Genomic DNA, 19,196 nt, shown 5'->3' with positions numbered 1-19,196 from the left:
AACTCGCGTTCTCATTGAAAAAACGGAGCCTAACGGCTCCGTTTTTTTATCTGTTTTTGCTGTAGGAGAATCAATCAAACAGTGAGCTTATTCTCGGCTATCTTCGGCAATCGTCACTGGCACAATCATCTCTTGCCCTTTACGTAGCAGGGTAAACTCAATCACACTGCCAGGGCGCAGATCGGTAACCATATCCATGACGCTCTGCCGACCGTTAATTTTTTGCCCATCGATTTTTAAAATAATGTCACGAACCATAAATCCGGCTTGGGCGGCAGGCCCATTGGGATCAACCCCGAGAACCACAATACCACCGATATGATCACTACCCAGTAGACGGGAAGTCACGGCATTAATATCTTGTCCATCAACGCCGATATAGCCCCGAATTACTCGCCCATCGGCGATGATTTTTTCCATGATTTTATTAGCCAGAACAAACGGAATCGCAAAAGAAATTCCATAGGTCTCTAATTCAGTCGCCTGTTGAAAAGAGGCGGTATTAATGCCGACTAACTCACCTTGCGTGTTGACTAAAGCCCCCCCTGAATTACCTTCATTAATTGCCGCATCAGTCTGAATAAAGGCTTGTCGACCATCAGCACTGATCGATGAACGGCCGGTTGCAGAGATAATGCCGAAGGTAGTGGTTTGGCCTAAGTTATAGGGATTGCCAATAGCGAGTACCACATCTCCCACTTTGGCATGATAGTTAGGATTTTGAGGAATGACGGGTAAGTTATTGCCTTCAATTTGTAAAATAGCGATATCGGTGCGTCGATCTTGGCCCACCAATTGTGCCGCCGCCACTCGACCATCTTGCAAGGCGACAATGATTTGATCGGCCTGAGCGATCACATGGTAATTGGTGATGATATAACCTTTTTCACTGACAATAACGCCGGAGCCGAGGCCTTGTGTTGATAATTTGCTGCGATCGTTTTCTGAATATTTTCGACTGTAGATATTGACTACGGCTGGAGCTGCTCGGCGTACCGCGTCATTAAATGAAATTTGTAACGAGGCAATATGAGCGGGTTGAGCGCTCGGTTTAACGACCAGATGAGCTCGTAATGAAGGCGTGACTACAATCACCGCGAGTGCGATAACCAACCCAAGCCCAATAGAGCGAATCAGATAAATCAGCATGTTTTCCCCAAATATATTCATGCCACTGAACTTAACATGGATACGATGTCGCTAACTAAGAAACCTGACAATGCGGCATTAATGATGCACTATCTTGATTAACTTCATCAGACCTAATGAGATAGTCTCAGGAGGCTGACAGTATTTGCCGCTGATTGGTACCTTCCAGTAATGTGGGTTGAGGTGTAATGAGAGGCGTGTTTCAAGGATACCATCACCAGCCGAAATAACAAAAGGCAGCGTAGTGATCGCTGCCTTTGAAAGATAGATGCTCGTTGTTGAGTGATTAACGTATAACAAGATAGAGTGTTCTATCACCGCGCTGTATATTCAGCGCCAGTATCGCTGGTGATTGCTCTAATACTGCTCTGAACTCGGCGATATTTCTGACTCGCTTACGGTTAACCCCAATGATGATGTCATCTTGTTGTAGTTGATAAGCTTCAGCGGTCGAGCCTTTTTCTACCTGAGTGATTTTAACCCCTTGAATACTATCACTTGCGGTTGTGTTGGACAGCTCTGCACCGGTCAATCCTTGATGCAGATTATCCGCTTTGGTTTTATTAACCACTTGCTCTTCTAAGGTCACGGTGAAGGTTTTGTCTTTACCATCACGAACCACACCTAGCTTCACTTTTTTACCCGGTCCCAGTGTGGCGACATTGGCTCGCAGTTCAGAGAAGGTATCGATTCTTCGACCATTGAGTGAAACGATAATATCACCCGCTTTAATTCCGGCTTTATCAGCAGCACTGTCAGCGACGACTTGACTAACAAATGCTCCTTTACTTGAGGTATAGCCTAAAGCTTCCGCCAGTTCAGAAGAGATTTCTCCCCCTTGAACACCAAGCATGCCGCGTTTGACTTCTCCAAACTCAATGATTTGATCGGTGAGGTTTTTCATCATATTTGATGGAATGGCAAAACCAATGCCCACATTACCCCCATTAGGGCCTAAAATTGCGGTATTAATACCAATCAGTTCGCCATTGAGATTGACTAATGCTCCACCAGAGTTACCACTGTTGATCGCGGCATCAGTCTGGATAAAGTTTTCAAAATTTTCTAAATTTAAGCCGCTGCGACCGAGGGCAGAAATGATGCCTGAGGTGACGGTTTGTCCCAAACCAAATGGATTACCAATCGCGACCGCAAAGTCACCGACGCGCAATTGATCGGAATCGGCGATGGCCATCTCAGTAAGGTTCGTGGTGTTGTTGATTTTGAGCAGGGCAATATCAGACATCTGATCACCGCCAACCAATTCTGCGTTAAATTCTCTACCGTCATACAACTTGACGCGAATTTTTTCTGCATCGTTAATTACGTGATAGTTGGTAACAATATACCCTTTACTGGCGTTAATAATTACCCCAGAACCGAGTCCTCGAAAAGGGCGCTCTTGAAATTGTTCGGTGGGAAAATTCGGCCCAAAAAAGAAACGAAATTGATCTGGAATTCGCTGGCGGGCAACTTGGGTGCCTTCTACTGCGATACTGACTACGGCGGGCGTCACTGCTTCTAACATAGGGGCAAGGCTAGGTAATGTTTGCCCTTGAACGGCGATGGGCAAAGCTGCACTAACCTGCACTGGTGTGATGAGGGAACTTAAGCTTAAAGAGAGAGCCGTTAAAACAAGCAAAGGTTTTTTCATCGTAACAATCCTCATAAATGAATGCCTCATGAAAGTAATATTTGTCTTGAACAAAAAAACTTCAATAGGCTGAGTGAAAGTTATGACTTAAAAACCTTTACAAAGTTCATCATTGTGTTGCGAATTTAATCTTCAATACTAAGCGAATTCTCCTGATGAATCGGTTTGGCAGCAAAACGGTTAATTGACTTTACTGTGAATCACATCGGATGAACGTAGGATCGTTTTTGGTTCATTTTTTAATAACCCAGTTGCTCCTTGAGCATAATCTTTAGGCGGTTGTTCAACGAGTTCTTGTTTTGGCTCATTGTCTTTATGTTGAGCCATTTTTTTTATAAACGGATTATCTTGTTCTGGTAGGTTAGGTTGCAGGTCTGTCGCAGTTTTTGCCATATGTTGATAGAGCTTGGTATAGTCTTTACCAAGTGCATCGAGCATTTCTGCCGTTTGAGCAAAATGATCGGCCAATTCTTGGCGCTGTTGATCCATAGCAAATTTTGCGTTATCCAGCTCTTTTTGCAATGACTTTTGGTTTTTGTAGTTGTCAGCAGTCAAACGTGCAATAACGACTCCGACAACCATCCCTACTATTAGGCCTACTACGGCATAAATCCAAGGCATAACGACTCCTTATTGTTGTTATTTAACATGTTTTTTACGGGTTAGTTACACATGCTGTAGTGACATGTTACTATGAGAGCGAAATTCGATAAAGCAAAATGCATGTACGCCTGAAGGCAGTTTTTATTCTCTAGAGACACAGTAAACCATCATGACACCGAAACAGCGATACGAACAAGATTTAAAACGCTCAGGTTTTCAATACGATGCCGCGCAAGCTCTCGCCGTCGACGCGCTGGATCTGCTCTATCATCAGTTATGTGATTTTATTAATCAACCGGTGGTTCGACCTCAGCTTTGGAAAAAATGGTTGGGTATTACATCACCGACGATGACCGTGCCTCAAGGGCTCTATTTTTGGGGTGGTGTTGGGCGAGGGAAAACCTATCTTATGGATACTTTCTTTGATGCCTTACCGACCGAAAAGAAAATGCGCGTTCATTTTCATCGTTTTATGTATCGTGTGCATGATGAATTAAAGCAATTGGGCGAAATCAGCGATCCTCTTGAATCGGTCGCTGAAAAATTTAGCCAAGAAGCCGTCGTGATCTGCTTTGATGAATTTTTTGTCTCGGACATTACCGATGCGATGATCTTAGCCACTTTATTGCAAGGACTATTCGCTCGCGGTGTGGTTTTGGTTGCAACCTCGAATATTCCGCCAGCAGAGCTCTATCGTAATGGTTTGCAGCGGGCTCGTTTCTTACCCGCTATTGCACTGATTGAGCAGCATTGCCACATTTTGAATGTTGATAGTGGTGTGGATTATCGCTTGCGAACGCTACAGCAAGCCGAAATTTATCATTCGCCATTAGATGAACAAGCGCAGCATAATTTAGACAAGTATTACGCTCAGTTGGTGAGTAGTGATAAAGAGTTCCAGACGCAAATTGCCATCAATCATCGCCAATTAACAGTGGTCAAAGCCAGTGATGGCGTATTGTATGCGACGTTTGCTCAATTGTGCCAAACGGCTCGTAGTCAAAATGACTATATTGAACTGTCTCGTGTTTATCATACCGTCTTACTGGCTGAGGTAATTCAGATGGGGCCACTCACTGAGGATGCTGCTCGTCGATTTATTGCTTTAGTGGATGAGTTTTATGAGCGTCATGTCAAACTGATTATTTCGGCGCAGGTGAAGTTAGAAGAGCTCTATGTTGGAGATCGGTTAAGTTTTGAGTTTAAACGCTGTCAGTCAAGATTGATTGAAATGCAAAGCCATGAGTATTTGGCGAAAGCACATTTACCTTAAAAAGAGCCCAAAACGCTGCGCGACTATGTTGATTGAAATTGATGGTGACTATTCTCGATGCGGATGAACCTTCATTAATTCACTTTATGTAATGCTATTTGTTGTTTATTGACTGATTTTCGAAGCGAGATAGTGATTGGCAGAGTTTTTTGTGATTTTAAGCAAAAAAAGGTGATTTTTTCCGCTCTCTTCTCTATAATCCTGCAACCCACCGTTACTGCGGCCTTTTAGGCCAGAGTGCCATCCACTCGAAGGGGTGATGTCTGGGCTCTTAGACAGTGGGAGCAAATGCTCCTTTAAGTGTAAATTTTAATTAACGGGTTATTGTTAGCATGAAAACTTTCGTTGCTAAACCAGAAACTGTAAAACGCGACTGGTACGTTGTAGACGCTGAAGGTAAAACTCTTGGCCGTCTTGCAAGTGAAATTGCATCTCGCCTACGTGGCAAACATAAAGCTGAATATACTCCACACGTTGACACTGGTGATTACATCATCGTTGTAAACGCGGAGAAAGTTACTGTAACTGGTAACAAGGCTAAAGGTAAAATCTACCACCGTCACACTGAGTTCCCTGGCGGCCTGAAATCAATCAGCTTTGAAAAGCTGATCGATCGTAAGCCAGAAATGGTTCTTGAACTAGCGGTTAAAGGTATGCTTCCACGTGGTCCTCTAGGCCGTGCTATGTACCGTAAGCTGAAAGTTTACGCTGGCGCTGAGCACAACCATGCTGCTCAACAACCAAAAGTACTAGACATCTAATTGGGGATTTCGGAAATGGCAGAGAATCAATACTACGGCACTGGCCGTCGCAAAAGCTCAGCTGCACGTGTTTTTATTAAACCAGGCAGCGGCAACATCGTAATCAACAAGCGCAGTCTTGATGAATACTTCGGTCGTCCAACTTCGCGCATGGTGGTTAAGCAACCACTTGAGCTTGTTGAAATGACAGAGAAATTTGACCTATACATCACTGTTAAAGGTGGTGGTATTTCTGGTCAAGCTGGTGCTATCCGTCACGGTATCACTCGCGCTCTTATGGAGTACGATGAATCACTACGTCCTGCACTACGTGCGGCTGGCTACGTTACTCGCGACGCTCGTTGCGTTGAGCGTAAGAAAGTTGGTCTACGTAAAGCACGTCGTAAACCTCAATTCTCTAAGCGTTAATCTTTTTCAAAGATTATCCTTCAGCTTCGGCTGGATTGTGGTTCAAAAAGCTCAGCATTTGCTGGGCTTTTTTGTATCGGTAATAACGGGTTGCATGGCGGGTGTTATTACGCTTAAGAAAGAACATTAGCGTGATGAGCACGAAATATGCTATTATGCCATGCTAATTTTTGATTATTCGAATCATCAATGGAGGCTAAGCCTCCATTGTTTTTATACTTGTAAGTGTGTGCTGGAGGGCTCCATGGCTGTCGCTGCCAATAAACGTTCTGTGATGACTCTATTTTCGAGTGCGTCTGATATGTATAGCCATCAGGTACGTATTGTGCTGGCTGAAAAAGGTGTCAGTGTTGAAGTTGAACTGGTTGATGAAGATAATCTGCCTGCTGAACTTATCGAACTGAATCCCTATAAGTCGGTCCCAACGCTGATTGATCGTGAGCTTGCGCTGTACGATTCAAAAATCATTATGGAATACCTAGATGAGCGTTTTCCTCATCCACCTTTGATGCCAGTTTATCCGGTCGCTCGTGGTAATAGTCGTTTAATGATCTATCGTATCGAAAGAAACTGGTATTCATTAGCGGATAAAGTGATTCGTGGTAATGCTAGCGAAGCGGAAGCGGCTCGTAATAAACTGCGTAACGACTTATTAACGCTCGCGCCAGTATTTGCCGAATACGAATACTTCATGAGCGAAGAGTTCAGCTTAATTGACTGCTATCTCGCGCCATTACTATGGCGTTTACCAGTCTTAGGTATTGAATTAATTGGCCCAGGTTCTAAAGAATTAAAAGTCTACATGAATCGTGTATTTGAGCGTGATTCATTCTTAGCCTCTTTGACAGAAGCTGAGCGTGAGATGCGTCTGTCGCGTTAATCGGTGTGTTATGGATATTGAAAAAATGACACCTCGTCGACCTTTCATGCTGCGTGCGTTTTATGATTGGTTGTTAGACAATGAATTAACACCACACCTTGTGGTTGATGCGACTCTGCAAGGGGTACGAGTACCGATGGAGTTCGTCCAAGATGGACAAATCATCCTCAATGTCGCTCCTCGTGCAGTGGGTAATTTAGAGTTAGGTGATGATGAGGTCACGTTCAGTGCTCGCTTTGGCGGACGTCCTCACTTAGTGATTGTCCCTCTCTATGCGGTGCAAGCCATTTATGCTCGTGAGAATGGGGCCGGTACCATGTTTGAACCAGAGCCGGCTTATCAGCAAACGCTGACGCAGGTGACTGAGAGTGCTATTGCTGCTCAAGACAGTGGTGCTGATGAACAACCTACCGATACTGAGCCATCAAAACCTCAAGGTAGACCAAGCCTTCGAGTGGTCAAATAATCCTCTATAATAAAAAAAGCAGCGATGACGCTGCTTTTTTTATTGATACGATGGCTTGATTAATTAAGTGTTAATCTGCGTATTCAAACGCTTTGATGACTTGCTTAACCCCTGATACATGACGTGCAACATCAGTCGCTATTTCTGCATGCTCTTGAGTGACGTAACCGAGTAAAAACACTTCTCTATTTTCAGTGATTACTGAGACTTTCACGCCGCGCAGCTCTGACTTAGCCAACAAGGCTGATTTGACTTTAGTGGTGATCCAACTGTCATTGCTCACTTGACCGACGGTTAACGGCGTTTGTATTTTGACTTGATTGTGTAAGTGGTTCACCCCTTTAAGTTGCTCGATTTGGCCAATAAATTGCTCAAGTAATTCATTGGTTTGCGATTGACCAATCAAGACGACCGTACCTCGAAATGAGCTGGCCGTGATACGCATTTGACTACGAAAAGGCGGTTTATTACTTAACCCTGTGATTTCTAATTCAAGGTTTTTATCTTGCCATTGTTCAGTCGTTGAACGAGGATCTGTCGCAATATTAACCGTTGCTGCCGCACCTGCGACTAAAAAACCAGCACAGCCAGAGAGCGGTAAGATAAACAGTAGGGCAAGTAGAGCGAATAAGTTGAACCGGGCGTTTTTCATGGGTTACTCTTCGTGAGCTGGAAACAACACTTGGTCAATTAAGTCACATAAACAGTGTAAAGTGACCATGTGCACTTCGTGAATACGGGCGGTGCGATGGGAAGGAATGCGAATCTCGACATCATTCTCCCCAAGCAACCCTGCCATTTCTCCACCATCTTTACCCGTTAAAGCAATAATGGTCATATCGCGCGTAACCGCGGCCTCCATCGCTTTGATGATGTTTTTACTATTACCACTGGTAGATATGGCTAGCAGTACATCACCCGCTTGACCAAATGCTCGGACTTGTTTAGAGAAAATCTCTTGGTAATGGTAGTCATTGGCGACAGCGGTCAATGTCGTATTGTCGGCTGTGAGTGCCATCGCGGGTAAGCTGGGGCGCTCAGTTTCAAAACGATTCAGTAAACAAGAGACAAACTGCTGAGCATTAGCGGCCGATCCACCATTACCACAGCAGAGGATTTTCTGCCCATTCAGTAGCGTGACGACCATCGCTTGCGCTGCATGCATAATCGCATCTGGCAAGGCCTCGGCGGCGGCGATTTGAATTTGAATACTTTCAGTAAAGCTATCTTTAATGCTATCGAGCATTGATTGATTATCCTTGGGTTATTGCGTTTTTTATCCACTCAATGTGTTGACCGTTGTCATGAATGGCCACGACATCGAAACGAAAGTCGGTATTATCGACACTGAGTCCGTGCTTGAGCATCCACCAATTCGCAGCTTTGATCAAGCGCGTTTTTTTATGTGAAGTGACCATCTCGGCGGCATGGCCGTAAGATTGATTTTTACGATATTTTACTTCAACAAAGACTAAGCAAGAGCCATCGCGCATCACCAGATCAATTTCGCCAACGCGAGTGGTAAAGTTTTTTTCTAGTAAGCGTAGTGCGTGGCGGCTGAGGTAATCTGCCGCCACTTGTTCATAATGCTGTCCTGTACTTCGGCGACTAAAGAGCCCCATGCTCTGCCCAGCTAATTTCACGCTGTACTATACAGTTTTGATCAATACCAAGCACACCCGTTTGGCCAGAAATTGTATATCCTTTGACGGCTTTCATTTGTGGGAGTTCCAACATCAGTTGATAGGCATCCATTCCGAGCGCTTGCAAACGACGATCAGCATTGGACGTTCGCGGCCAAAGTTCAGCCGCTTGAGTGGCAATCGGGTTGTTAGGTTCAATCAATAGCGGAATGTCGCTATAGGTGATCCCAGAAAGATCTTCAAATTGGCGGCCTCCGCTATTGCTATTTGAATTAGAAAACAGCTTAGGCGGACGGGTATCTGGATTAATAGCGACTTCAATAAAAGGTTTGATCAACGTGAGATCGGCAATACCCGCTGTAATGTATACCGCATCAATGTCGCGTCGGCTACGAGGCTGGCTCTCTAAGCTGATACCCAATAATGAGTTCATTTGGGCAATATTCTGTTGGCTTGCTTGAAGACCGAAAACGTTGTTGATATTGCGTTGTAACTGTCGTTTGTCACCAAATAAGTTCACCGCAACTTTATTGGTACTGTATTGACGCCATTCTTGATTGAAGGCCTCTACCACGCGATCACCGTAGCTACCTTGTGGCGCTAAAATTAATGGGTATCGATAGCCTTGACTGAACAAATATTTCGCCGCTTGCGCGACCTCTTGCTCAGGAGAGAGAGTGAGATAGCAAGTTGTACTGGATGGCTCAATCTTGTCCGGAATATTCAGCGCTAAGGTTGGGATCGCTTGGCCGCGTTTTTTCTGAAAAGTTTGTAACTTTTCGATATCGCTCTTAACCAGTGGACCTACAACAAAATCGACCTGTTTTTCTGCCAAAGTAGCATCGACACTTTCCAAGCTTTCAGTGTTGGTGTCCAAAATGGTGAGTGTGGCGTTAGGATCGCGCTGAGGATCGTTCATCATTGCCATGATAAAACCGTCACGAATCAGCTCTGCTTGCTTAGCAAAACGACCACTGAGTGGCAGTAGTAAGGCGGTGTGAGTCGGTTTAACGAGATCTAACGCTAAAATATCACTGATCGTTTGAGGGGTATAACGAGCCGCAGGGTGTGAAGCGTTCTCTTTCAACCATTGTTCTAAGGTGTTTTTCAATTGCGGTAAATCGCTACCGAGCGTTTTGACATAGATAGCCAGTTGTAGCCAACCATCGAGAATCTCTTCGTCTGATGCAGTGGTTAGCGTTGTAATGGCTGAGCTAGAGTACTCATCAAAATTCTGCCAAATTTGTTGCGCGATGATCGATTGCTGTTGAGAGGTCGAATGTTCATACAACCCAACGAGTTCGCGATTCGCGTCAAAAGCACGATCCAGCTCTAGCAAACTGTCCGCTCTCAGCTGATAGTACTTCTGCCATTGTCGCGGGTCTAACCGCCAATCCGTAGGGAAACTGAGCCGTGATAAGACCGCTTGATATTGCTGTTGATTAAAAGATAACTGAGCGCGAGCGAGTTGCCACTCTGCTTGTTGAGCGTCACTCAAGGTTTGTTTCGAGAGACGGCGAATCAATAATTCTGCCTGTGGACGGTCATTTTCAGCCACGGCGGCTTTGAGTGCCATAATGAGCCAATCATTTTGTAAGCTGCCTTGGCTGCTATCTGCACGCATTAAATAGGTTTGTGCCGATAGCTGTGGTTTATCGGTGATCTGTACAGACGTTGGTACTGACGGTGTGGTTGAACAAGCCGCTAGCATGATTGCCAATGCAACGGGAGTGAGTAAGCGTGTTACACTGCATCTCTGATGGTTTTTCATAGCCATGGGTTCTTTCATTATTCCGTGTAAAATTGTCTCTATATTAATCGTTGAAGTGATGGTAAACAAATGACAGATAACAAAACCGTGTCCGCAGAGGGAGCAACCCTCTATATTGTCCCGACGCCAATTGGCAATCTAGGTGATATCACCCAACGTGCCCTTGATGTGCTTGCTCAGGTCGATGTTATCGCCGCTGAAGATACACGCCACACAGGTAAACTGCTTGCTCACTTCAATATCCAAACTAAAACGTTCGCTTTGCATGATCACAATGAACAGCACAAAGCTCAAGCATTAGTTGATAAATTATTATCGGGTCAGTCGATAGCGCTCGTTTCAGATGCGGGCACACCGCTGATCAGTGATCCAGGTTACCATTTAGTCAATCAATGTCGTCAAGCGGGTGTTAAAGTTGTCCCTCTTCCTGGTGCTTGTGCGGTTATTACGGCACTGAGTGCTTCTGGTTTACCTTCAGATCGGTTTAGTTTTGAAGGTTTTTTACCGGCGAAAAGCAAAGGGCGTAAAGATAAATTTTTAGAAATAGCCAAAGTTGAGCGAACGTGTATTTTTTATGAATCACCGCATCGAATCAACGAATCGTTGCAGGACATGCTGGAAATTTTAGGTCCGGATCGCCAGGTGGTTTTGGCTCGTGAACTGACCAAAACCTTTGAAACCATCCAAGGGTTACCACTTGGTGAGTTAATTGAATGGATTAATCAAGATGAAAACCGCAAACGCGGAGAGATGGTTCTATTGATTCATGGTGTGAGGGAAACATCGAATCAAGCGTTACCGGAAGAGGCATTAAGAAGCTTAGCTATTTTAAGTAAAGAGTTACCCTTAAAGAAAGCGGCGGCCTTGGCGGCTGAAATCTATAACGTCAAGAAAAATGCCTTGTACAAATGGGGCCTTGAAAACTTAAGTTAATGCTGGCTTTTTGAGCGGTTGCGTCGAATTATAGACGGGTTAGAGATTGTTGCTAGACAGCCTCTACGCTTATCTATAGAATCCGTGACCGGAGTTGACTGGGTAGCCGCTGCCTTATTGACGTCCCTTAACCTTGTGTTAGGGAGACTGATAAGGGGGAGGAAAGTCCGGGCTCCATAGAGCAGGGTGCCAGGTAATGCCTGGGGGGCGCAAGCCTACGACAAGTGCAACAGAGAGAAGACCGCCGATGGCCCTTTGGGGATCAGGTAAGGGTGAAAGGGTGCGGTAAGAGCGCACCGTGCGTCTGGCAACAGTTCGTAGCAAGGTAAACTCCACCCGGAGCAAGACCAAATAGGCTTCCACATAACGTTGCTCGCGTTAGGAGGCGGGTAGGTTGCTTGAGCCAGTGAGCGATTGCTGGCCTAGAGGAATGGCTACCGCCGCGCAAGCGGAACAGAACCCGGCTTATATGTCGACTCCACCTTTTCAGGCCCATCATAGCTTCGCGGTTATGATGGGTTTTTTGCTTTTTATTGACTTAGCTGATAGCAAAACCATTAAACTTAGCGCAATGTCACGTCCTGTCTATGCTTATGGGTAGCGGTCGAGTGTGAAAACGGTACACTAACTAAGCATCAATCGCGCTTTGTTCAGCGAAACGAGAATATTATGACTGAATCTTTCCAACACGTATCTGTACTGCTTCATGAATCCATCGATGGGTTAGCGATCAAACCGGATGGTATTTATATCGATGGGACTTTTGGCCGCGGTGGTCATAGCCGCACTATATTAGCTCAATTAGGTCCAGAAGGGCGCTTATACAGTATTGATCGTGATCCTCAGGCCATCGCTGAGGCGAGTAAAATTGATGATCCACGGTTTACGATTATTCATGGCCCTTTTTCTGGTATTGCAGAATACGCACAGCGTTATAACCTGCAGGGTCAGGTTGATGGCGTGTTATTTGATTTAGGGGTGTCATCACCACAACTCGATGATGCTGAACGCGGATTCAGTTTTATGAAAGATGGTCCGTTGGATATGCGAATGGACCCCAATTCAGGAGTTTCGGTCGCGCAATGGCTATTAACCGCAGAATTGGATGATATTACTTGGGTGATTCGTGAATTTGGCGAAGATAAGCATGCAAGACGGATAGCTAAAGCGATCGTTGCTCATCGTGACAATCCAGACAACGAGCCACTGACTCGAACCAGTCAGTTAGCGAAGTTAATTTCGGAAGCGGCACCAAAAAGTTTTAAAGAAAAAAAACACCCCGCGACCCGGACTTTTCAAGCTTTCCGTATTTACATTAACAGTGAATTAGAAGAAATTGATATTGCTTTGCAAGGAGCCGCTTCGATTTTAGCGCCGCAAGGACGTTTATCGGTGATCAGTTTCCATTCATTAGAAGATCGTATGGTTAAGCGCTTTATCCGCAAAGAGAGTAAAGGGCCCGATGTCCCACATGGTTTACCACTCACGCAAGATCAAATTAAAGCCTTAGGTAGTGCGAAGTTAAAAGCGATCGGTAAAGCGATTAAGCCAAGCGATCACGAAGTGGCGCTTAATCCGCGTTCTCGTAGCTCAGTGCTACGGATTGCAGAAAAGTTGTAATCATTCACTATGTCTGTCTCTAAGCCAAACCTTGCCAAGTTAATTGTGATTGACCTGTTTACCGTCGGTCGATGGCCTCTGTGTTTGTTATTAATGATTTTTGCCACTGCGATGGGCGTGGTATTTACCACTCATCATACTCGTCAAGCGATTGCCGAAAAAAATGAGGCCATGCAGCAACGTGACTATCTGGATAATGAGTGGCGTAATTTGATTTTAGAAGAGACAGCGCTGTCTGAGCATAGTCGAGTGCAAGATGTCGCCAGCCGTGAATTAGAGATGAAGCGTCCAGATGCTGATAAAGAAGTAGTGATTAAGCTTAAATGAGTAAACAGCCGACCAAAAAAGCGCTAGCCGCTAGCTCACCGACCAAGTCAACTCCGCCAGTTTTGATCCACTGGCGTTTATATTTATTACTCTCGTTTGTGGTGCTGATATTTGGTTTATTGATTGCTCGGCTCGCATTTATTCAAGTGATTGAACCGGACAATTTGATCCGACAAGGTGATTTACGCTCGATTCGTGCGCTGACCTTACATTCAGCACGTGGGATTATTTCTGATCGAAATGGTGAGGCGCTCGCGGTGAGCGTACCGGTCGAAGCGGTCTGGGCGGATCCGTTAGTGATTTTTAGAGAGGGTGGCTTTAACGAACTTGAACGTTGGCACGCATTAGCCGATGTGTTGGGCCTAGATAGGCAAGCCATGCTGCAAAAAATTCAAGATAACAGCACGCGACGTTTTGTTTACTTGCAGCGCCAAGTCAGTCCGGCAATGGCTAAGTACATTCGCGAGCTTAAACTGGTTGGGGTTGGCCTCAAATCAGAATCACGTCGTTACTATCCGGCAGGAGAAGTCAGTGCACATCTGATCGGCGTGACCGGGATTGATGGTCATGGTTTGGAAGGGGTTGAACGTAGCTATGATAAATGGCTGACCGGTGAGGCAGGCAAGAGCATTATCCGCAGAGATCGTTATGGTCGCGTGGTTGAAAATATTGCCCTCGAACAGCGGGAAGAAGGTAAACCCCTGCAATTGACCATTGATCAGCGTTTGCAAGCTATTGCGTTTCGTGCGGTAAAACAAGCAATGGCCGATTATCGTGCCACTTCCGCTTCCGCGGTGATGCTTGATGTAAAAACCGGAGCGGTGCTAGCGATGGTGAATGCACCCTCTTATAACCCGAATAATCGTAGCGATTGGCAAAGTTTTCAAATGCGCAATCGAGTGATTACTGATGCGTTTGAGCCAGGGTCAACCGTTAAACCGTTTGTCGTCCTTGCAGCGTTAGCGAATGGAACGGCCGATGAAAATACCATTATCGATACGGGTAATGGCATCATGCAAGTCGGTGGGAGCCGAGTGCGAGATGTTTCTCGGGTTGGAAAAGCCAGTTTGCAGGTGATTTTACAAAAGTCGAGTAATATCGGTGTGGCTAAACTGGCGTTGGATATGCCTTTAGAAGATACCTTAGATATGTATCGTGCGGTTGGGCTTGGTGAGGTTTCTGGGCTCAATCTTGTCGGAGAAAGCAGTGGTATTTTCCCTAATCGCCGCCGCTGGTCTCCTTTTGAAATTGCCACATTAGCTTATGGTTATGGTTTATCGGTGACGCCGATCCAATTGGCGCATGCCTATGCGACATTAGGCAATCTTGGTGTCTATCAGCCGATTTATCTGATTGATAGTAATCGTCAAGACTTATCTCAGCGAGTCGTAGACGAAAAATACGCCAGACAAGTATTAGAGATGCTTGAAACCGTCACTCAACCGGGAGGAACCGCGGTTCGTTCTGCCGTTCCGGGATATCGGATTGCCGCTAAATCGGGGACATCACGTAAAGCCGTCGCTGGAGGATACAGTGACGAGTATTTCGCTTACACCGCTGGGGTCGCTCCGGTCAGTAACCCTCGTATTGCTCTAGTGGTCATGGTTAATGAGCCGCAAGGGGATACTTACTATGGTGGCGCTGTTGCTGGTCCAGTGTTTGCTGAAATAATCAAAGGGGCGTTACAAATCTTAAATGTCGCACCTGATGAGAATCGTTTTCAACGCTAATGTTTATTCAAATCAAAATGAAAAAATGAAATCGACATGAAGATAACTCAAGGTTTACCCACATTGCTTGCACCATGGATGAAGATTGATGATCCGCAACTCAATTCGTTAACCATTCAGCACTTGCAGCTCGATAGTCGGAAAATACAACCAGGCGATACGTTTGTGGCGGTTGCCGGACATGCTGTTGATGGGCGACAGTTCATCGCCGATGCGTTGGCTCGTGGCGCTAATCTCGTATTAGCCCAAGCCGATGAAAAGCATCCTCATGGTACGGTGAGCGATATCGATAGCAAACCGATCATCTATTTAGCGTCGTTGGATGAGCATTTATCGGCATTAGCGGGTCGTTTCTATGCCGATCATACTAACCGAGTGATCGCCGTAACCGGAACCAATGGTAAGACGACCATCAGTCAATTAATCACTCAATGGCTCGAATTGATGGGAGAGCGTGCCGCCGTGATGGGCACGACAGGCAATGGTTTTTTAAATCAATTACAGCCAGCGCTCAATACCACTGGCAATGCATTGGAAGTACAGGCTACGTTACGTCAACTGGCGGAGCAAGGGGCCGAGTATACCGCCATGGAAGTCTCTTCTCATGGTTTGGTTCAAGGAAGAGTCAAAGCTCTCCCCTTTATCGCAGGGGTTTTTTCAAACCTAAGTCGCGACCATCTTGATTACCACGGTACGATGCAAGAGTACGCCAACGCGAAGCAATCATTATTTACTGAACATGATTGTCAGCAAGCGATCTTGAATGTTGATGATCCGGTCGGTGCACAATGGGCGACTCATCAATGGCCCGGGCTAGTTGGGGTATCATTGTATCAACAGCCGGAGACAGAACGTTGCTTATGGGCGACGTCGGTCAGCTATTCCGAGCAAGGTATTCACTTAGCCTTTGATGGCAGTTGGGGAGTAGGCCACTTACACGCCCCTTTAATCGGTGAGTTTAATGCCAGTAATCTGCTACTTTCGTTGGCCACGTTATTAAGTTTAGGGTTTAGCAAGCCAGCTTTGCTGGATACTGCGCCGCAGTTAACGCCTGTCTTAGGACGGATGGAGCTATTTAGCGCACCGGGCAAAGCGAAAGTGGTTGTCGATTATGCACATACGCCTGATGCGTTAGAGAAAGCGCTTTGCGCTTTGCGTGTTCATTGTTTGGGGCAACTGTGGGTTATTTTTGGTTGTGGTGGTGATCGTGATACCGGTAAGCGGCCAATGATGGCCGCGATCGCCGAACAATTTGCCGATGAAATCATTTTTACTGACGATAATCCGCGGAGTGAGTCTGCGCACGCTATCGTACAGGATATGCTCGCAGGATTAAGCCATGCTCAAGCGCACATTGAGCATAATCGTTATCAGGCCCTGCAGTATGCTCTGACTCATGCCAATGCCGATGATATTATTTTGTTAGCGGGCAAAGGGCATGAGGATTACCAAGTACTGGCCGATCAAACCGTTCATTATTCTGACAGAGAGTCAGCTCAACAACTTTTAGGGTTAACCGTATGATCAGCACTCAATTATCGACGATCAGCCACGTAGTACAAGGTCAATTACTGGGCGCGGATAGCATTATTTCGTCTGTTTCAACCGACACGCGTCGGATTGAGCCTGAAGGGCTTTTCATCGCTTTAGTCGGTGAACGTTTTGATGCTCATCAGTTTGCGCAGCAAGCGATAGATGCGGGCGCTAAAGCATTGCTGGTTGAGCGTGCTCTCGCGGTGGACGTTGCGCAAATTGTCGTCAGCAATACCAAACAAGCGTTAGGTCAACTGGGGTGTTGGGTTCATCAACAGTGCCAAACGCCAACCATCGCGATTACTGGAAGCTGTGGAAAAACCACAGTCAAAGAGATGGTCGCTAGTATTTTAAGTGCTAAAGGTCAGGTGTTGTATACCGCCGGTAATTTTAACAATGATATCGGTGTGCCACTCACCTTACTTCGTTCGAGCCGAGAAGATGATTTTGCAGTGATTGAATTGGGTGCCAATCATATTGGTGAAATTGCCTATACGACCCAGTTGGTTAAGCCAGATGTCGCGTTAGTTAATAATGTTGCTGCAGCTCATTTGGAAGGTTTTGGCTCGATTGATGGCGTGAAACAAGCCAAAGGAGAGATTTATCAAGGTCTCGCTCCAGGGAAAACAGCACTGGTTAACTTGGATAGCCATGGCGGTGAGCTATGGAGTAAGGTACTGGCCGATAAACAAGTCAAAACCTTTTCCGTTAACCAGCAGAACGCTGACTTTTTTGCCTCGCAAATAGCGTTAAATCAAGCGGGAGAAGCCAGTTTCACCTTGCATACTCCGCAAGGTGAACAGCCCGTAACATTAGGCATTATAGGTCAACATAATGTTAGTAATGCGCTAGCTGCTAGCGCATTAGCGATGGAGATGGGCGCGAGTATACAAGAGGTAGCCGTTGGACTTGCCCAGTTATCTGCTGTGAAGGGGCGAGTTGACGTTAGCCTGTTAACACCGATGATTCGCCTGATTGACGACAGCTATAACGCAAGCGTTCCGGCCATGAAAGCGGCGATTGAACTGCTGGCCTCTTTCTCCGGTTGCCGTTGGTTAATTTTAGGTAATATGGCGGAATTAGGTACAGAAAGTCTTGCACTTCACCAACAAGTCGGTGAACATGCTGCCCCATTCCAATTTGACTATGTTTTGACGTATGGAGAGGATGCGCGAGTGATCAGCCAACAGTGTCAGGGACAGCACTTCTCAACGCATCAAGACATGCTGACGTTTATTGAGCAGCAACTCGAAGTTCGCGCCTCTCAATCTCATGTGTTGTTAGTGAAAGGAGCGAACAGTTCAGGTATGAGTAAGATTGTTGCTGCACTTAAGGAGAAATTCTCATGATTATTTGGCTTGCGGAGTTACTCCAGCCCTATTTTTCATTCTTTCGTTTGTTTGAATATTTATCCTTTCGGGCCATTGTAAGTATTTTGACCGCATTGAGTTTATCTCTTTGGATGGGACCAAGATTAATTAAGCGTCTTCAGGTGCTGCAAATTGGTCAAGTGGTTCGTAATGATGGTCCTGAGTCGCATTTTAGCAAACGTGGTACGCCAACCATGGGCGGTGTGATGATTCTAGCCTCGATCAGTATCACGGTGTTACTGTGGGCCAATTTAAGTAATCCTTATGTCTGGGCCGTATTGGCGGTACTGTTAGGTTTTGGAGTCATTGGCTTTATTGATGATTATCGTAAGGTGGTACGTAAAAATAGCGATGGTTTGATTGCGCGTTGGAAGTATTTTTGGCAATCGGTTATTGCTCTCGTGGTCGCTTTTGCTCTTTATGCCCATGGTCACGATACCGCAGCCACTCAGTTAGTTGTGCCTTTCTTCAAAGATGTGATGCCACAGCTTGGCTTACTGTATATCGTATTAACTTACTTTGTGATTGTCGGTACCAGTAACGCGGTAAATTTAACGGATGGATTAGATGGATTAGCGATTATGCCGACCATCTTAGTCGCTGCTGCTTTTGCGGTCATTGCTTGGGCAACCGGTAATGTCAATTTTGCCAATTATTTGCATATCCCCCATATTCCTTATACCTCAGAGCTGGTTGTCGTTTGTACCGCCATTGTTGGCGCAGGCCTTGGCTTTTTATGGTTTAACACTTATCCAGCGCAAGTTTTTATGGGCGATGTCGGCTCATTAGCTTTGGGTGGGGCCCTCGGTATTATCGCAGTTTTGGTCAGACAAGAGCTGTTATTGGTGATCATGGGCGGGGTATTTGTGATGGAAACCATCTCGGTTATCTTGCAGGTCGGTTCCTATAAATTGCGTGGTCAGCGTATTTTTAGAATGGCACCCATTCACCATCACTATGAATTGAAAGGCTGGCCAGAGCCGCGAGTGATTGTGCGTTTTTGGATTATTTCTATTGTGCTAGTTTTGATTGGTCTAGCGACCTTAAAAGTACGCTAATCCGTAGAGGCAAGAGT

The 19,196-nt window shown here is 45.7% G+C and carries 19 protein-coding genes and 1 other RNA gene; 13 read left to right on the top strand and 7 right to left on the bottom strand.

Features of this window, described 5'->3' with window-relative positions; genetic code table 11:
• Positions 1 to 87 precede the first annotated feature (87 nt).
• From degS to zapG, 3 genes are all read right to left on the bottom strand, one after another.
• A complete protein-coding gene (degS, locus tag FKQ60_RS11055; RefSeq protein WP_161425087.1) occupies positions 88 to 1,149 on the bottom strand; it encodes an outer membrane-stress sensor serine endopeptidase DegS in 1,062 nt (353 codons plus the stop codon).
• A gap of 286 nt (positions 1,150 to 1,435) precedes the next feature.
• On the bottom strand, positions 1,436 to 2,803 hold the full coding sequence (locus FKQ60_RS11050; RefSeq protein ID WP_170906515.1) for a DegQ family serine endoprotease: 1,368 nt from the start codon (positions 2,801 to 2,803) through the stop codon (positions 1,436 to 1,438).
• A 180-nt stretch (positions 2,804 to 2,983) separates the two neighbouring features.
• Positions 2,984 to 3,424, bottom strand: a complete 441-nt coding sequence (gene zapG / locus FKQ60_RS11045) for a Z-ring associated protein ZapG (protein ID WP_072668889.1) — start codon at positions 3,422 to 3,424, stop codon at positions 2,984 to 2,986.
• A gap of 151 nt (positions 3,425 to 3,575) precedes the next feature.
• Between zapG and zapE the strand changes: the two genes are divergently transcribed.
• From zapE to sspB, 5 genes are all read left to right on the top strand, one after another.
• Positions 3,576 to 4,679 (top strand): cell division protein ZapE, encoded by a 1,104-nt coding sequence (zapE, locus tag FKQ60_RS11040; RefSeq protein WP_170906514.1) that lies wholly within the window; start codon positions 3,576 to 3,578, stop codon positions 4,677 to 4,679.
• A 332-nt stretch (positions 4,680 to 5,011) separates the two neighbouring features.
• Positions 5,012 to 5,440, top strand: a complete 429-nt coding sequence (rplM, locus tag FKQ60_RS11035; RefSeq protein WP_004395969.1) for a 50S ribosomal protein L13 — start codon at positions 5,012 to 5,014, stop codon at positions 5,438 to 5,440.
• A gap of 15 nt (positions 5,441 to 5,455) precedes the next feature.
• On the top strand, positions 5,456 to 5,848 hold the full coding sequence (rpsI, locus tag FKQ60_RS11030; RefSeq protein WP_004395968.1) for a 30S ribosomal protein S9: 393 nt from the start codon (positions 5,456 to 5,458) through the stop codon (positions 5,846 to 5,848).
• 244 nt (positions 5,849 to 6,092) lie between these two features.
• Positions 6,093 to 6,728, top strand: coding sequence for a stringent starvation protein SspA (gene sspA, locus FKQ60_RS11025; protein WP_004395965.1), 636 nt, complete (start codon positions 6,093 to 6,095; stop codon positions 6,726 to 6,728).
• A 10-nt stretch (positions 6,729 to 6,738) separates the two neighbouring features.
• A complete protein-coding gene (sspB, locus tag FKQ60_RS11020; RefSeq protein ID WP_170906513.1) occupies positions 6,739 to 7,194 on the top strand; it encodes a ClpXP protease specificity-enhancing factor in 456 nt (151 codons plus the stop codon).
• 70 nt (positions 7,195 to 7,264) lie between these two features.
• On the opposite strand, the gene FKQ60_RS11015 is transcribed toward sspB, so the two are convergent.
• From FKQ60_RS11015 to FKQ60_RS11000, 4 genes are read right to left on the bottom strand one after another with little or no spacing between them, the layout of a single operon-like run.
• Positions 7,265 to 7,846 carry a BON domain-containing protein gene (locus FKQ60_RS11015; protein ID WP_170906512.1) on the bottom strand — a complete coding sequence of 194 codons (582 nt, stop codon included), beginning with the start codon at positions 7,844 to 7,846 and terminating at the stop codon, positions 7,265 to 7,267.
• A gap of 3 nt (positions 7,847 to 7,849) precedes the next feature.
• Positions 7,850 to 8,440: a phosphoheptose isomerase gene (locus FKQ60_RS11010; RefSeq protein ID WP_004395962.1), complete on the bottom strand. Its 591-nt coding sequence runs from the start codon at positions 8,438 to 8,440 to the stop codon at positions 7,850 to 7,852.
• A gap of 7 nt (positions 8,441 to 8,447) precedes the next feature.
• Positions 8,448 to 8,816, bottom strand: coding sequence for a YraN family protein (locus tag FKQ60_RS11005; protein ID WP_170906511.1), 369 nt, complete (start codon positions 8,814 to 8,816; stop codon positions 8,448 to 8,450).
• Entirely contained in the window at positions 8,803 to 10,608 is a 1,806-nt protein-coding gene (locus FKQ60_RS11000; protein ID WP_170906532.1) for a penicillin-binding protein activator, read from the bottom strand. Before FKQ60_RS11000 ends, FKQ60_RS11005 begins: the two co-directional genes overlap by 14 nt.
• Positions 10,609 to 10,677: 69 nt before the next feature.
• Here FKQ60_RS11000 and rsmI point away from each other — a divergent pair, with 69 nt between their 5' ends.
• From rsmI to mraY, 8 genes are all read left to right on the top strand, one after another.
• On the top strand, positions 10,678 to 11,541 hold the full coding sequence (gene rsmI / locus FKQ60_RS10995; RefSeq protein WP_004395959.1) for a 16S rRNA (cytidine(1402)-2'-O)-methyltransferase: 864 nt from the start codon (positions 10,678 to 10,680) through the stop codon (positions 11,539 to 11,541).
• A gap of 90 nt (positions 11,542 to 11,631) precedes the next feature.
• Positions 11,632 to 12,025: RNase P RNA component class A (gene rnpB / locus FKQ60_RS10990), an RNA gene on the top strand.
• Positions 12,026 to 12,210: 185 nt separating this feature from the next.
• A complete protein-coding gene (rsmH, locus tag FKQ60_RS10985; RefSeq protein WP_004395957.1) occupies positions 12,211 to 13,161 on the top strand; it encodes a 16S rRNA (cytosine(1402)-N(4))-methyltransferase RsmH in 951 nt (316 codons plus the stop codon).
• Between the two features lie 9 nt (positions 13,162 to 13,170).
• Positions 13,171 to 13,488: a cell division protein FtsL gene (gene ftsL, locus FKQ60_RS10980; protein WP_154169117.1), complete on the top strand. Its 318-nt coding sequence runs from the start codon at positions 13,171 to 13,173 to the stop codon at positions 13,486 to 13,488.
• Complete coding sequence (locus FKQ60_RS10975; RefSeq protein WP_154169115.1) at positions 13,485 to 15,218, top strand: penicillin-binding transpeptidase domain-containing protein; 1,734 nt, start codon at positions 13,485 to 13,487, stop codon at positions 15,216 to 15,218. Before ftsL ends, FKQ60_RS10975 begins: the two co-directional genes overlap by 4 nt.
• A gap of 36 nt (positions 15,219 to 15,254) precedes the next feature.
• The gene (murE, locus tag FKQ60_RS10970; RefSeq protein ID WP_170904556.1) at positions 15,255 to 16,742 is read left to right on the top strand and encodes a UDP-N-acetylmuramoyl-L-alanyl-D-glutamate--2,6-diaminopimelate ligase; all 1,488 of its coding nucleotides are present in this window, start codon (positions 15,255 to 15,257) and stop codon (positions 16,740 to 16,742) included.
• Positions 16,739 to 18,100 carry a UDP-N-acetylmuramoyl-tripeptide--D-alanyl-D-alanine ligase gene (gene murF, locus FKQ60_RS10965; protein ID WP_158137843.1) on the top strand — a complete coding sequence of 454 codons (1,362 nt, stop codon included), beginning with the start codon at positions 16,739 to 16,741 and terminating at the stop codon, positions 18,098 to 18,100. Before murE ends, murF begins: the two co-directional genes overlap by 4 nt.
• A complete protein-coding gene (gene mraY, locus FKQ60_RS10960; RefSeq protein ID WP_004395952.1) occupies positions 18,097 to 19,179 on the top strand; it encodes a phospho-N-acetylmuramoyl-pentapeptide-transferase in 1,083 nt (360 codons plus the stop codon). The genes murF and mraY overlap by 4 nt, the downstream gene beginning before the upstream one ends.
• Positions 19,180 to 19,196 lie beyond the last annotated feature (17 nt).

Source organism: Vibrio sp. A11 (assembly GCF_013048705.1).
GTDB classification, from domain to species: Bacteria; Pseudomonadota; Gammaproteobacteria; order Enterobacterales; family Vibrionaceae; genus Vibrio; species Vibrio metschnikovii.
Note: the sequence above shows the minus strand (reverse complement) of the source record. Positions and strands in the feature narration are given on the sequence as shown.

Bases quoted from the DNA above. Each gene is read 5' to 3' on its own strand.
- FKQ60_RS11050 (WP_170906515.1), bottom strand. From the start codon at position 2,803: ATGAAAAAACCTTTGCTTGTTTTAACGGCTCTCTCTTTAAGCTTAAGT.
- FKQ60_RS11005 (WP_170906511.1), bottom strand. From the start codon at position 8,816: ATGGGGCTCTTTAGTCGCCGAAGTACAGGACAGCATTATGAACAAGTG.
- zapE (WP_170906514.1), top strand. From the start codon at position 3,576: ATGACACCGAAACAGCGATACGAACAAGATTTAAAACGCTCAGGTTTT.
- FKQ60_RS11010 (WP_004395962.1), bottom strand. From the start codon at position 8,440: ATGCTCGATAGCATTAAAGATAGCTTTACTGAAAGTATTCAAATTCAA.
- mraY (WP_004395952.1), top strand. From the start codon at position 18,097: ATGATTATTTGGCTTGCGGAGTTACTCCAGCCCTATTTTTCATTCTTT.
- rsmI (WP_004395959.1), top strand. From the start codon at position 10,678: ATGACAGATAACAAAACCGTGTCCGCAGAGGGAGCAACCCTCTATATT.
- ftsL (WP_154169117.1), top strand. From the start codon at position 13,171: ATGTCTGTCTCTAAGCCAAACCTTGCCAAGTTAATTGTGATTGACCTG.
- FKQ60_RS10975 (WP_154169115.1), top strand. From the start codon at position 13,485: ATGAGTAAACAGCCGACCAAAAAAGCGCTAGCCGCTAGCTCACCGACC.
- rsmH (WP_004395957.1), top strand. From the start codon at position 12,211: ATGACTGAATCTTTCCAACACGTATCTGTACTGCTTCATGAATCCATC.
- FKQ60_RS11015 (WP_170906512.1), bottom strand. From the start codon at position 7,846: ATGAAAAACGCCCGGTTCAACTTATTCGCTCTACTTGCCCTACTGTTT.
- zapG (WP_072668889.1), bottom strand. From the start codon at position 3,424: ATGCCTTGGATTTATGCCGTAGTAGGCCTAATAGTAGGGATGGTTGTC.
- sspA (WP_004395965.1), top strand. From the start codon at position 6,093: ATGGCTGTCGCTGCCAATAAACGTTCTGTGATGACTCTATTTTCGAGT.
- FKQ60_RS11000 (WP_170906532.1), bottom strand. From the start codon at position 10,608: ATGAAAAACCATCAGAGATGCAGTGTAACACGCTTACTCACTCCCGTT.
- degS (WP_161425087.1), bottom strand. From the start codon at position 1,149: ATGCTGATTTATCTGATTCGCTCTATTGGGCTTGGGTTGGTTATCGCA.
- murF (WP_158137843.1), top strand. From the start codon at position 16,739: ATGATCAGCACTCAATTATCGACGATCAGCCACGTAGTACAAGGTCAA.
- murE (WP_170904556.1), top strand. From the start codon at position 15,255: ATGAAGATAACTCAAGGTTTACCCACATTGCTTGCACCATGGATGAAG.
- rplM (WP_004395969.1), top strand. From the start codon at position 5,012: ATGAAAACTTTCGTTGCTAAACCAGAAACTGTAAAACGCGACTGGTAC.
- rpsI (WP_004395968.1), top strand. From the start codon at position 5,456: ATGGCAGAGAATCAATACTACGGCACTGGCCGTCGCAAAAGCTCAGCT.
- sspB (WP_170906513.1), top strand. From the start codon at position 6,739: ATGGATATTGAAAAAATGACACCTCGTCGACCTTTCATGCTGCGTGCG.